At 72.0% G+C, this 12,299-nt stretch carries 12 protein-coding genes; 11 read left to right on the top strand and 1 reads right to left on the bottom strand.

The annotated features are described in order from the left end of the window. The first annotated feature begins 263 nt into the window (after window positions 1-263). The 7 genes from pdxH to M8C17_RS09735 all read left to right on the top strand — a co-directional run bounded on the left by pdxH (window position 264) and on the right by M8C17_RS09735 (window position 6,381). Entirely contained in the window at window positions 264-923 is a 660-nt protein-coding gene (gene pdxH / locus M8C17_RS09765; protein ID WP_252416337.1) for a pyridoxamine 5'-phosphate oxidase, read from the top strand. Further along, window positions 920-2,218 carry an MFS transporter gene (locus M8C17_RS09760; protein ID WP_252416081.1) on the top strand — a complete coding sequence of 433 codons (1,299 nt, stop codon included), beginning with the start codon at window positions 920-922 and terminating at the stop codon, window positions 2,216-2,218. Before pdxH ends, M8C17_RS09760 begins: the two co-directional genes overlap by 4 nt. Before the next feature lie 18 nt (window positions 2,219-2,236). Then, window positions 2,237-3,166: an aldose 1-epimerase family protein gene (locus M8C17_RS09755; protein WP_252416080.1), complete on the top strand. Its 930-nt coding sequence runs from the start codon at window positions 2,237-2,239 to the stop codon at window positions 3,164-3,166. A 23-nt stretch (window positions 3,167-3,189) separates the two neighbouring features. After that, window positions 3,190-3,792: a nitroreductase family protein gene (locus tag M8C17_RS09750; protein ID WP_252416079.1), complete on the top strand. Its 603-nt coding sequence runs from the start codon at window positions 3,190-3,192 to the stop codon at window positions 3,790-3,792. 187 nt (window positions 3,793-3,979) lie between these two features. Further along, entirely contained in the window at window positions 3,980-4,285 is a 306-nt protein-coding gene (locus M8C17_RS09745) for a type II toxin-antitoxin system VapB family antitoxin (protein ID WP_007454850.1), read from the top strand. A gap of 44 nt (window positions 4,286-4,329) precedes the next feature. Then, window positions 4,330-5,493: an acyl-CoA dehydrogenase family protein gene (locus M8C17_RS09740; protein ID WP_252416078.1), complete on the top strand. Its 1,164-nt coding sequence runs from the start codon at window positions 4,330-4,332 to the stop codon at window positions 5,491-5,493. Window positions 5,494-5,592: 99 nt separating this feature from the next. Next, window positions 5,593-6,381: a DUF4230 domain-containing protein gene (locus M8C17_RS09735; RefSeq protein ID WP_252416077.1), complete on the top strand. Its 789-nt coding sequence runs from the start codon at window positions 5,593-5,595 to the stop codon at window positions 6,379-6,381. A 190-nt stretch (window positions 6,382-6,571) separates the two neighbouring features. Here M8C17_RS09735 and M8C17_RS09730 read toward each other — a convergent pair whose 3' ends face one another. Next, window positions 6,572-6,781 (bottom strand): PspC domain-containing protein, encoded by a 210-nt coding sequence (locus M8C17_RS09730; RefSeq protein ID WP_252416076.1) that lies wholly within the window; start codon window positions 6,779-6,781, stop codon window positions 6,572-6,574. Window positions 6,782-7,222: 441 nt separating this feature from the next. On the opposite strand from M8C17_RS09730, the gene M8C17_RS09725 reads away from it, so the two are divergent. The 4 genes from M8C17_RS09725 (at window position 7,223) to M8C17_RS09710 (ending at window position 12,295) form a co-directional block, all read left to right on the top strand. Continuing rightward, on the top strand, window positions 7,223-8,593 hold the full coding sequence (locus tag M8C17_RS09725) for an L-serine ammonia-lyase (protein ID WP_252416075.1): 1,371 nt from the start codon (window positions 7,223-7,225) through the stop codon (window positions 8,591-8,593). 71 nt (window positions 8,594-8,664) lie between these two features. Continuing rightward, a complete protein-coding gene (locus M8C17_RS09720; RefSeq protein WP_252416074.1) occupies window positions 8,665-9,492 on the top strand; it encodes an ABC transporter permease in 828 nt (275 codons plus the stop codon). Beyond that, window positions 9,492-10,238, top strand: a complete 747-nt coding sequence (locus M8C17_RS09715) for an ABC transporter ATP-binding protein (RefSeq protein ID WP_252416073.1) — start codon at window positions 9,492-9,494, stop codon at window positions 10,236-10,238. The genes M8C17_RS09720 and M8C17_RS09715 overlap by 1 nt, the downstream gene beginning before the upstream one ends. Further along, window positions 10,235-12,295 (top strand): DUF5941 domain-containing protein, encoded by a 2,061-nt coding sequence (locus M8C17_RS09710; RefSeq protein WP_374557854.1) that lies wholly within the window; start codon window positions 10,235-10,237, stop codon window positions 12,293-12,295. Before M8C17_RS09715 ends, M8C17_RS09710 begins: the two co-directional genes overlap by 4 nt. Window positions 12,296-12,299 lie beyond the last annotated feature (4 nt).

Here is a 12,299-nt window from a genome sequence, read left to right as displayed (position 1 = left end):
GCTCGGTGCGCCCGATCAGCTCATCCGGCCCGGTCGGCCGAGCGCCTTAGGCGACCCTCAGGGATGTGTTCGGAACATCTTGCCTGCTGAGTAACCGGATACGCGACCCGCTGCGACTGTGCTGCACACGACATCCCCGGACGCGCATTCTGCGCGCCGCTCGGTGAGACTGGGCGGTGCGGGCTGGCCAGCGCGGGAGGGCGCCGGCGGGGCCGCCGAGAAGGAGTGGGTACGTGACGGGCGACACACCCGGCCCGGCCGCGATGCGTAACGAGTACGCCGCGGACCTGGGCCTGACCGAAGCCGATCTGGCCGCCGACTGGCACACCCAGTTCGACCGCTGGTTCGCCGACGCGGTGGCCTTCGGGCTGCCCGAACCGAACGCGATGGTGGTGGGCACCGCCGACGCCGCCGGCCGGCCGAGCGGCCGGACGGTGCTGCTGAAGGGGTACGACCCGGAGGGCTTCGTCTTCTTCACCAACCACCTCTCCCGCAAGGGCGTCGAGGCGTCCGCGAACCCGTACGCCAGCCTCGTCTTCCCGTGGTTCCCGATGCAGCGTCAGGTGGTGGTCAGCGGGCGGATCGCGCCGGTCGACCGCGCGACGAGCGAGTCGTACTTCGCCAGCCGCCCGCGCGGCTCCCAGTTGGGCGCCTGGGCCAGCCCTCAGTCGCAGGTCGTGCCGGACCGGGCGGCGCTGGAGGAGAGCTACCGGGCGGCTGCCGAGCGGTTCGACGGCGAACCGGTCATCCCGACGCCGCCCAACTGGGGCGGCCTGCGGGTCCGGCCCGAGTCGGTGGAGTTCTGGCAGGGCCGGGCCAGCCGGTTGCACGACCGGCTCCGCTTCCGCCGCACCGCCGACGACGGTCCCGGTGGCGCGCCCACCGGGTCGGCGAGCTGGGTCGTCGAGCGGTTGGCACCGTGACCGGTGTGCAGGAGGCCCGGCCGCGTGGAGCGCGCCGCTGGGCGATCGACGTGCGTCCGCTTCGGGTGCCGGCGTACCGGCGGCTCTGGCTCGGCAACACCGTGGCGATGTTCGGCTTCCAGTTCACGGCCGTCGCGGTACCCGTGGAGATGTACGCCCTGACCAGGGACTCGTTCTGGGTCGGCCTGCTGGGCGTGGCGGCCTTCGTACCGCTGCTGGTCTTCGGGCTCTGGGGCGGCGCGATCGCCGACGCCCGAGACCGCCGGGTGGTGCTGCTCGGCGGGTCGTTGCTGCTCTGGGCGTCCACCCTCGGGCTGCTGGTCCAGGCACTGCTGGACGTGCGCAGCCCGGTGCTGCTGCTGGTGCTGATGGCGGTGCAGTCGGTGGCGTTCGCGATCAGCTCGCCGGCTCGCAGCGCGATGCTGCCCCGGCTGGTCCCGGACGACCTGGTCCCGGCCGCCAGCACCCTGAACTACACCACGTTCACCGCCGCCTCGGTCGCCGGTCCGCTCGCCGCGGGCCTGATCCTCGCGGCCTCGCCGAACGTCGCGGTCGTCCTGCCGATCGCGTACGGGCTGGACGCGGTCCTGTTCACCGCGATGCTCTGGGCCGCGCTGCGCCTGCCCGCGCTGCCACCCGAGCCGACCGAGGACGGCCAGGCCCGCCGCGCCGGCCTGGCCAGCGTGGTCGACGGGTTCCGCTACCTGGCCACGACGCCGGTGCTGCTGCTCTCCTTCGGGGTGGACCTGATCGCCATGATCCTGGCCATGCCGCGAGCGCTGTTCCCGGAGATCGCCAACGAACGGTTCGGCGGAGGCGGCGCGGTCGGCCTGCTCTACAGCGCCATCGCGATCGGGTCGATGATCGGCGGGCTGACCTCCGGCTGGATCGGTCGGCTCCGCCGGCAGGGCCTCGGCCTGGTGGTCGCGGTGGTCGCCTGGGGCCTCGCGATCGCCGCCGCCGGGCTGGCCCACCAGCTCTGGCTGATGGTCCTGCTGCTCGCCGTGGCCGGTGCCGCCGACCTGGTCAGCGCCGTGCTGCGACAGTCGATGCTGCTGGTGTACGCGCCGGACCGGATGCGTGGCCGGCTCCAGGGCGTCAACACGGTGGTGGTGGCCGGTGGCCCGCGCCTCGGCGACCTGCGCGCCGGCACCATGGCCGCCGGGTTCGGCGGCGGCGTGGCCTGGGTGGCCGGCGGGCTCGCCTCGGCGGTGCTCGTGGTGGTGCTCGCGGTCGCCTTCCCGGCGCTGCTGCGCTACCGCGCGGCGACGGCATCGAGCGGTGACCGGACGTGACCGGTTAGGGTCGCCGGCATGGAAAGCCCCGATCAGCGCCCGTTCTCCGGCGCCCAGTGGACCATCTCCGCCGCCGGCCACGAGGCCGTCATCGTGGAGGTCGGCGGCGGGCTGCGGACGTACCGGCACGACGGTGTCGACCTGGTCGACGGCTACCAGCCGGACGAGGTCTGCCCCGGCTGCGCCGGGCAGGTGCTGGCGCCCTGGCCGAACCGGATCCGGGATGGCCGCTACGCGTTCGGGGACCGTACGCACCAGCTCCCGTTGACCGAGCCGGAGCGGCACGTGGCCATTCACGGGCTGGTCAACTGGGTGCCGTGGCGGCTGCTGGAGCAGTCGGCGGACGCGGTGACGGTGGGCTACGACCTGCCGCCGCAGCCCGGCTACCCGTGGCCGCTGCGGCTGCGCAGCCGGTGGAGCGTCAGCGAGGACGGGCTGCGGGCCGAGCACGAGGTGACCAACACCGGCGGTGAGCTGGCGCCGTTCGGTTTTTCCGTGCACCCGTACCTGCAGGTGCCGGGCGTCGCGGTGGACGACCTGGTCATGCGGCTGCCGACCCGTGGCCGGCTGCTGGTGGACGGGCGGCTGCTGCCGGTCGGGGTGACCCCGGTGGCCGGCACCGAGTACGACTGGACCAGCCCGCGCCGGATCGGCGCCGCCAAGCTGGACCTCTGCTTCGGTCAGGTGATCGCCGACGCCGACGGTGGATCGTCGGTGAGCCTGGCCGCGCCGGACGGCTCGGCCGGTGTGAGCATCTGGGCGGACCAGGAGTTCGGCTGGTGGCAGGTGTTCACCGGCGACGCGCTGACGGGCGAACGACACCGCCGCTCGGTGGCGATCGAGCCGATGACCTGCCCGCCGGACGCGTTCCGCTCCGGCAAGGACCTGCTCACGCTCAAGCCCGGCACGACCTGGCGGGGTGCCTGGGGCATCCGGCCCGGGGCCTGACCGGGCCGGCCGGGGGGAGCGCGATGGAGTTCGCCGAGGTCGTCCGCCGTCGGCGCATGGTGCGCAACTACGACCCCGACCGTCCGGTCCCGCCCGACGTGGTGGACCGGCTGCTCGACCACGCGGTCCGCGCGCCGTCGGCCGGGTTCGCGCAGGGCTGGGGTTTCCTGGTACTGGAGGAGGCAGCCGACCGGGAGCGGTTCTGGGCCGCCACCACCCCGGAGGGTGGTGGGCGGGAGCGCTGGCTGGCCGGGATGCGCCGGGCACCGCTGATCGTGGTGCCGCACGCCAACGAGTCGGCCTACCTGCAGCGGTACGCGGAGCCGGACAAGGGCTGGACGGACCGGTCCACCGACCGCTGGCCGGTGCCGTACTGGCATGTGGACACCGGCTTCGCCGCCCTGCTGATGCTGCTCACCGCCGTGGACGAGGGGCTGGGAGCGTGTTTCTTCGGCATCCCGCCGCAACGGTTGTCCGCCTACCGCGACGCGTTCGGCGTGCCGGCGGAGTACCAACCCGTCGGTGCCGTCACAATCGGTTACCGGGCACCCGACCATCGGTCACCGTCGTTGCGCCGTGGGCGGCGTCCGGTGGACGAGGTGGTGCGGCGGGGCAGGTGGAGTTGAGCGTGCAATCCTGTTTGTCCAGTTGAGGATCGGACGAGCGGTAGCGAAACTGACATCAGGGAGCAGAACGTAGGGTGCGCTGGGCCGCTAGGCTGGCACGGTCATCGGTGCCGCGCCGCGCGGTGCCCGCCGCGGCCCGGCTCGGCGCCGTCGGTCGGCCCGGCCACGGGGAGGGGAGCGTGCCGTCGTGATCTTCAGAGCGGTCCGGGACGGGCGTCCCTATCCGGAGCACAACCTGACGCTCAAGCAGTGGGCGGAGATCCCGCCGCGACCGCTGCGTCTGGACCAGTTGATCACCACCAAGCGTGAGTTGGCGCTCGACAAGCTCCTCGCCGAGGACTCGACCTTCTACGGCGACCTCTTCCCGCACGTGGTGCAGTGGAACGGCGGGCTCTACCTGGAGGACGGGCTGCACCGGGCGTTGCGGGCCGCGCTGCAGCAGCGCAACCAGATCCACGCCCGGGTGCTGGTGCTCTCCGAACCGATCGAGTGACGCGACACCGCCCACCGGCCTGAGTCTTCGTTAAGGTGGCGTCCATGACCGCTCCACTGGACCTGCTCGACCTCGATCCGTCGCTCACCGAGGAGGAGCGGCAGATCCGCGACGTCGTACGCCAGCTCATCGACGACCGGGTACGCCCGCACGTCGCCGACTGGTACGAGGAGGGCCGGGTGCCGGCCCGCGAGCTGGCCCGGGAGTTCGGCAAGCTCGGGCTGCTCGGCATGCACCTGACCGGCTACGGCTGCGCCGGCGCCTCCGCGGTCGCCTACGGGCTGGCCTGCCAGGAGTTGGAGGCCGGCGACTCCGGCGTCCGTTCCCTGGTCTCGGTGCAGGGTTCACTGGCCATGTACGCCATCTGGCGCTACGGCAGCGAGGAGCAGAAGCAACGCTGGCTGCCGTCGATGGCGACCGGCGAGGCGATCGGCTGCTTCGGCCTGACCGAGCCGGACCACGGCTCCGACCCGGCGTCGATGGCCACCCGGGCGCGCCGCGACGGCGACGACTGGGTGCTCACCGGCGGAAAGATGTGGATCACCAACGCGCCGATCGCCGACGTCGGGGTGATCTGGGCGCGCACCGACGAGGGCGTGCGGGGCTTCGCCGTACCCATGGACACGCCCGGTGTCACGGCCCGGGAGATCCACCGCAAGATGTCGCTGCGCGCGTCGGTGACCGGCGAGATCGTGCTCGACGACGTCCGGCTGCCGGCGGACGCCCAACTGCCCGAGGCGGTCGGCCTCAAGGCCCCGCTGAGCTGCCTCACCGAGGCCCGCTACGGCATCGTCTGGGGCTCGGTCGGTGCCGCCCGCGACTGCCTGGAGACCGCGCTGGCGTACGCCACGACCCGCACCCAGTTCGGTCGCCCGCTGGCCGGTTTCCAGCTCACCCAGGCCAAGCTCGCCGACATGGCCGTCGAGCTGGTGAAGGGGCAGCTGCTCGCGTTGCACCTTGGCCGGCTCGCCGACGCCGGCCGACTGAAGCCGGAGCAGGTCAGCGTGGGCAAGCTCAACAACGTGCGGGAGGCCCTGGCCATCGCCCGGCAGTGCCGCACCATCCTCGGTGCCAACGGCGTCTCCGGTGAGTACCCGGTGATGCGGCACGCGAACAACCTGGAGAGCGTCCTGACGTACGAGGGCACCTCCGAGATTCACCAGCTGGTCGTCGGGCAGCGGCTCACAGGGGTCTCCGCCTTCGCCTGACCTGCCCGTTTGTGCATTCCGGGCGCTCGACGCGCGGCTGTCGTACGGGGGCCGTACCGTCAATGCCAGACGACGTGTCTGACGAGGACGGTGAGGGTGATGGCCCGCGACGCTGGCATCAACGAGCCCACGAGGGAGTTCCCCGGTTACCCGACCGGCGACGACCTCAAGGAGCGGTCGGCCTCGACATCCGAGCCGACCTCGGACACACCGGGCGGCTCCGGCGGCCCGACGACCGGCGGCGCCGGTGGGCCGGTGCGCGGCCTGCTCGTGCTGCTCGGCGCCGCCGCGCTGGCCGTGGTGGTGCTGCTCGGCGTGCAGGCGACCGGGCTCCTGCCGGAGTTCCGCAACCCGTTCGCCAAGGAGCAGACCGACCGCAGCCAGCCGCCGCTGCTGAAGTCGATCCAGGACCTCAGCCGCTACGTGGCCGCCGAGGGCAACTTCCAGGTCGTGGTCGACACCCAGAACGACCGGCGCAACGTTCCCGACTTCCTGCTCAACGAGCGCACCCTGTTCGTCGGGGCGGGCAGCGTCGAGGCGTACGTCGACTTCGGCAAGATCGGTGAGGGCGCCGTCGTCGAGTCCGCCGACGGCACGTCGGTCGAGATCAAGCTGCCGGCACCGCAGCTCGGCGAGACCAACCTCGACCTGGAAAAGAGCTACGTCTTCGCCGAGCAGCGGGGTCTGCTCAACCGACTCGGCGACCTGGTCGGCAACGACCCCAACCGGCAGCAGCAGGTCTACCAGCTCGCCGAGGAACGGATCACCGCCGCCGCCCGGGACAGCGGGCTGTCCGCCCGGGCCGAGGAGAACACCCGCAAGATGCTGGAGGGGCTGCTGCGCTCCCTCGGCTACCAGCAGGTGACGGTCACCTACACCGCACCCTGATCCACGACCTCACACGGAAGCGCCCGCGCCGACAGCCGTCGGGGCGGGCGCTTCCGTGCTGACGCCCCCCCCCGCGCCGCGCCGGGCAAGATCCACGCAACGTCAGGGATGGTGAGGTCTCCGGCGGTCGTGAGGCAGCACGTTCCCTGAAGTTGCTGCCTCACGCCGCGCGGTGTCCGGAGGGGAAGGGTCAGTGCCCGGTGGAGGCGAGGTAGCGGTCCTCGTTCGGCATGAGGAACCAGAGGATCACGTAGACGATCACCTGGGTGCCGGGCAGCAGCAACGACAGCAGGAACAGCAGCCGGACCATCCCGGCGGACATGCCGAACCGCTGACCGAGGCCGGCGCAGACACCGGCGATCATGCGCCCCTCGCGGGGCCGAACCAGTTTGCGACTCATCGTCGTACTCCCACTCTGCGGCGGTACGCCGCGTCTGCAATCCACGGTAGAAAGGGATGACCAGCTCGCCCTCGGTCCCGAGGACGATCGGCGGACCGTGGACCCGTAGGTGCATTACCCGGGGGACCCCTCCCCGACGCCTTCCGCGGGCGGGCGCAGGCCGGTACGTGGGAGATCGTGCTCGATCCTCGAAGTCGTGGCCTCAGGTCGAGGGGAGGCCACCGGATCGTGGATCGTCCGTGATCTTGAGGCGGCGGGCAGGTGTCCACGTGCCGGTGGCCGGGTTGGGCGTGAACTGGGCGGGTAGGCTCGCTGGTTGGGCACCCACACCCCGGGTGACCGGCGGCCACCCGACCGGGCGGCCACGAGCGGGGCCGCCTGACCGGTGGCCACGACAGGGCCGGATCCCGTACCACGGGACGACGGCGAGGAAGCGCAGCCATGATCAGTGTTTTCGATCTCTTCAGCGTCGGCATCGGGCCGTCCAGCTCGCACACCGTGGGGCCGATGCGGGCCGCTCGCACCTTCGTGGCGGGGCTCAAGGCCGACGGGCTGCTCGCCGACACGGCACGGGTGCAGGCCGAGCTGTTCGGCTCGCTGGGTGCCACGGGCCACGGTCACGGAAGCGACCGGGCCGTGCTGCTGGGGTTGGCCGGCGAGGCGCCGGAGACGGTCGACACGGACACCGTCGGCCCTCGGGTGGAGCGGATCAGGGCCGAGCGGCGGATCAGCCTGCTGGACGCGCACGAGATCGACTTCGACCCGGGCCGGGACCTGACGCTGCACCGCCGCCGGTCGCTGCCGTACCACCCGAACGGGATGACCTTCGTGGCGTACGACGGGGCGGGCGTGGAGCTGCGCAGCCGCACCTACTACTCCGTCGGTGGCGGTTTCGTGGTCGACGAGGCGGCTGCCGGCGCGGACCGGATCAAGCCGGACAGCACCCGCGTGCGGTACCCGTTCCTGACGGGGGCGCAGTTGCTGGAGGTCACCACCAGCACGGGCCTGTCGATCAGCGAGGTGATGCTCGCCAACGAGCGCTCCTGGCGGAGTGAGGCGGAGATCCGGGCCGACCTGCTGGAGATCTGGCGGGTGATGCGGGAGTGCGTGGAGCGCGGCTGTGAGCGGGACGGCGTACTCCCGGGTGGGTTGAAGGTCCGGCGGCGCGCGGCCGAGCTGCGGCGCAGCCTGGAGGCGGACGCCGGCACCACCGACCCGCTGCACGCGATGGACTGGGTGACGCTGTTCGCCCTCGCGGTCAACGAGGAGAACGCCGCCGGCGGTCGGGTGGTCACCGCGCCGACCAACGGCGCGGCCGGGATCATCCCGGCGGTGCTGCACTACTACACGCGGTTCGTGCCGGACGCCTCCGAGGACGGCGTGGTGCGGTTCCTGCTGGCGGCCGGCGCCATCGGCGTGCTGTTCAAGGAGAACGCGTCGATCTCCGGCGCGGAGGTCGGCTGCCAGGGTGAGGTCGGCTCGGCCTGTTCGATGGCCGCGGCGGGGCTCGCCGAGGCGCTCGGAGGCACCCCGGAACAGGTGGAGAATGCAGCCGAGATCGGGATGGAGCACAACCTCGGCCTGACCTGTGACCCGGTGGGTGGCCTGGTGCAGATCCCCTGCATCGAGCGGAACGCCGTGGCTAGCATCAAGGCGATCACGGCCGCCCGGCTGGCGCTGCGCGGCGACGGTGTGCACAAGGTGTCGCTGGACAAGGTCATCAAGACCATGCGGGAGACGGGCGCCGACATGAAGGTCAAGTACAAGGAGACGGCGCGCGGCGGTCTGGCCGTCAACGTGATCGAGTGCTGAGTCCGGCCGATTCGGGGCATTCGTTCACCGACTGCTAACCTGTCGTCCGTTTCAGGAGGCGGGAGGCTGCGGTGACCTCTGGCGTCGCGGCGTTGTGGTCGCACCGCAACTCGCTGCGCATCCTGGTCAGGCGGGACCTGGCGGTCAAGTACCAGCAGTCGGTGCTGGGTTATTTCTGGTCGCTGATCGAGCCGCTCGGTATGGGCGCCATCTACTGGTTCGTCTTCGGCGTGCTCTACTCCCGGGACACCGGGAGGCACCTGGGCGAGGCGGCCGGGTCGTACCCGTTGTTTTTGATCACCGGCATCTTCGCCTGGATGTGGACCAGTTCGGCGCTGAGTGAGGCGACCAACGCCCTGACCGGCCAGTCGCGGCTGATCACCACGATGAACGTGCCACGCCAGGTCTTTCCGATCGGCCGCGTCACCGGCCGGTTCGCCGAGTACGCGGCCGGCCTGCCGATCCTGATCGCCATCGCGGTGATCTACGTGGTGCACGGCCGGATCCACCCGGGCTGGTCGTTGCTCTCCCTGCCGCTCGCGGTGGCCGTCCAGGCGGTCCTGCTGACCGGGCTCGCGCTGCTGCTCTCCGCGTGGAACGTGCTGATGCGCGACGTGGAACGGCTCATGCGGCTGATCATCCGGGTGCTCTTCTACGCCACGCCGATCATCTACCCGCTCAGCCTGGTCCGCGAGTCGGGCCTGCCCGGCTGGCTGAAGGTCGTGTACGAGCTGAACCCGCTGGTCGGGATCTTCCAGCTGCACCACGCGATCTGGTACCCGGACGAGTTCCCGGACGCCCGGCTGCTCACGACCACGGTCGTCGGCAGCCTGCTGGTGCTGGCCGCCGGCTGGTGGTCGTTCCGCCGGTTGGAACCCGCCGTGCTCAAGGAACTCTGATGGCCGCGCCGATCATCGAGGCCGACGGCCTGGGCATCCGGTTCGTCCGCAACCGCCGCCGCCAGTTGCGGCTGCGCGAGTTGTTCATCCACCGGGGTGCCCGTGGTGCCCTGCCGGGCCAGTTCTGGCCACTGCGCGACGTGTCGTTCACCGTCGAGCCGGGCGAGACCGTCGGGGTGATCGGCCGCAACGGCACCGGTAAGAGCACCCTGCTGCGGCTGATCGCCGGGGTGCTCATACCGGACGAGGGCAGCATCCGGGTCCACGGTGCCGTGGCCCCGCTGTTGGAACTCTCCGCCGGTTTCTCCAACGATCTGACCGGGCGGGAGAACCTGCACCTGGTGGGTGGCCTGCACGGGCTGTCGACGGGCTACCTGAAGCGGCACTTCGACGAGATCGTCGAGTTCGCCGGTGAGCAGGTGGAACGGGCCATCGACACGTCGGTGCGGCACTACTCGTCGGGCATGAAGGTGCGCCTCGGCTTCGCGATCATCTCGCACCTGCCGCACCCGATCCTGCTGATGGACGAGGTGACCGCGGTCGGCGACGCGGAGTTCCGCAAGAAGTGTTACGCGACGATTGATCGTCTGCTCGGGGAGGGGCGCACGCTCGTGTTGGTGTCACACAACGAAAAGGACCTGACCCGGTTCTGCCGTCGGGGGTTGTACCTCGACGCGGGCCGGTTGACGCTCGACGGCACCATCGCCGAGGCGCTCGACGCGTACCACGCCGCGGTCCCGCGGTGACGCTCGCGATCGTGCTCGCCGCCGGGACGCCCGCGGCGGGCCTGACCACCGCGACCGGGGAGCCGCTGGCCGACCGGCTCGCCGCCCAGCTGCGTCGGGCCGGGGCGGACGAGGTGCGCTTCGCCGCCAACCTCGACGAGCTGGCCGCGCTGGCCGACTCCGCCACCGGCCCGCTGCTGGTGACGGGCACCGACCTGGTGGCACACACCGCCGTGCTGCGGCACCTGGCCACCAGCCCGGTCGGGCCGACGGTGGCGCTGGTGCTCGCCGACCCGCCCGTGCCGGGGCGTACCGCCGTGCGCGAGGAGCGCGGCCAGATCGTGGACGCCGGCGGGCTGGACGCCCTCGACGGTGCGGCCACGGGCGTGTTCGGCGGTGCGCTGCGGGTGGGCGTGGACGACCTGCCGACCCTCGCCGCCGCCGCCCGGGCCGCGGCCTCCGGCGTGCTGCCCATCGCCGCTCCCGTCGGCCCCACCGGTGACGTGGCGCCGCTGTCACCGACCGTCGGGGCGGGGCCCGGCGCGTCGGTCGCGGCCGGTGGCCCCGGGTCCGCCGTGGACCGGCTCGTCGCGGGTCTCGCCGCGCTCGGCACCCTGATCTTCGCCCAGCGGGTACGCCTGCTCGTGGCGCACCGGGTGGACGACACCGCCGGGCTGGCGGCCGCCGAGGCGGCGGTGACGGCGGTCGACGAGGACCGGGCCGAGTTGCGGCTGTCGGTGAAGGAGAAGGACGACTTCTTCTCCACCTACTTCGTCAGCACCTGGTCGCCGTACGTGGTCCGGCTGGCGGCCCGGCTCCGCCTCACCCCGACCGGGGTGACGGTGATCTCGGTGCTCTTCGCGGTGGCCGCCGCGGTGCTGTTCGGGGTCGGTGGTCGGGTCGCGCTGGTCAGCGGCGCGGTGCTGCTCTACCTCGGTTTCGTCCTGGACTGCGTGGACGGCCAACTGGCCCGCTACACCCGGCACTTCAGCGCCTGGGGTGGCTGGTTGGACACGATGGCGGACCGGGCCAAGGAGTATCTGGTCTACGCCGGGTTGGGTTTCGGGGTGAGCCACGCCGGGCTGGGCAACGGCTGGGCGTTGGCGATCGCCGCGATGACGTTGCAGACCGTCCGGCACATGACCGACACCTGGTACGGGGTGCTGCACGACGAGGCCGCCCGCCGTCCACGGACGGCGACGGGTGCCAGCGGTGGGATCGGTGACCGGCTGAACGCGGCGTCGACCCGGGTGCAGGCGGACACGGGTTCGGTGTCGTACTGGCTGAAGCGGACCGTGGTCTTCCCGATCGGCGAGCGGTGGGCGCTGATCGCGCTGACCGTGGCGCTGTTCAACCCGCTGGTCAGCCTGATCGCGGTGCTGGTCTGGGGTGCGCTGGCGTTCGCGTACACCGGGGCGTTGCGGACGTTGCGGGCGCGCTGGATGTGGGTGCCGGTGCTGGACACCGTCGATGCGACCCTGCACCGCGACGACGGCCCGCTGGCCCGCCGGCTTCCGGTGGTCCGCCCGATGGGGCCGCTGACCCTGGCGGTGATCGCCGCGCTCGGCCCGGCGGTTCTCCTGGTCGCGGCGCTGCTGACCGACGCGCCCGGTGGGCTGCGCTGGGCGGTGCCGGTGACGTTGCTGGTGCTGCTGGTCGGGGGCCTGGGTTCCGGGGCCGCGCACAACGGTCCGCTGGACTGGCTGGTGCCCGCCGCACTGCGGGCCGCCGAGTACCTGTTCGCGATCGCGGTCGGTGTGGTCGGCGGTGCGCCGGGGTGGCTGATCTTCGGCTACGTCTTCGTGCTGACGGTGCACCACTACGACCTGACGGCGCGTCTCGAGAAGCGGCAGGCGGCGCCCCCACTGCACCCGGCCACGCTGGGTTGGGAGGGTCGCTCCGTGCTGGTGGCCCTCGCGGCGATTGCCGGAATCGTGAGTATCGGCATGGCTACACTCGGTGCGTACCTTCTCGTGGTTTTCGTGGCGAGCGTCGTCCTGGCCTGGTTCGTCCGGCCGGCCCGTAGCGCGCGGGCGTCGGCCGCGCCGGCGGGCGCGGGAGGGGCCGCGCCGCGCTGACGGA

The sequence above is a fragment of the Micromonospora sp. RHAY321 genome (assembly GCF_023896955.1).
GTDB lineage: Bacteria > Actinomycetota > Actinomycetes > Mycobacteriales > Micromonosporaceae > Micromonospora.
This window is presented reverse-complemented; position numbering and strand designations above follow the sequence as displayed.

Coding starts and splice junctions, on each gene's coding strand:
- M8C17_RS09740 (WP_252416078.1), top strand. CDS start 4,330: ATGACCGCTCCACTGGACCTGCTCGACCTCGATCCGTCGCTCACCGAG.
- M8C17_RS09725 (WP_252416075.1), top strand. CDS start 7,223: ATGATCAGTGTTTTCGATCTCTTCAGCGTCGGCATCGGGCCGTCCAGC.
- M8C17_RS09750 (WP_252416079.1), top strand. CDS start 3,190: ATGGAGTTCGCCGAGGTCGTCCGCCGTCGGCGCATGGTGCGCAACTAC.
- pdxH (WP_252416337.1), top strand. CDS start 264: ATGCGTAACGAGTACGCCGCGGACCTGGGCCTGACCGAAGCCGATCTG.
- M8C17_RS09735 (WP_252416077.1), top strand. CDS start 5,593: ATGGCCCGCGACGCTGGCATCAACGAGCCCACGAGGGAGTTCCCCGGT.
- M8C17_RS09715 (WP_252416073.1), top strand. CDS start 9,492: ATGGCCGCGCCGATCATCGAGGCCGACGGCCTGGGCATCCGGTTCGTC.
- M8C17_RS09730 (WP_252416076.1), bottom strand. CDS start 6,781: ATGAGTCGCAAACTGGTTCGGCCCCGCGAGGGGCGCATGATCGCCGGT.
- M8C17_RS09755 (WP_252416080.1), top strand. CDS start 2,237: ATGGAAAGCCCCGATCAGCGCCCGTTCTCCGGCGCCCAGTGGACCATC.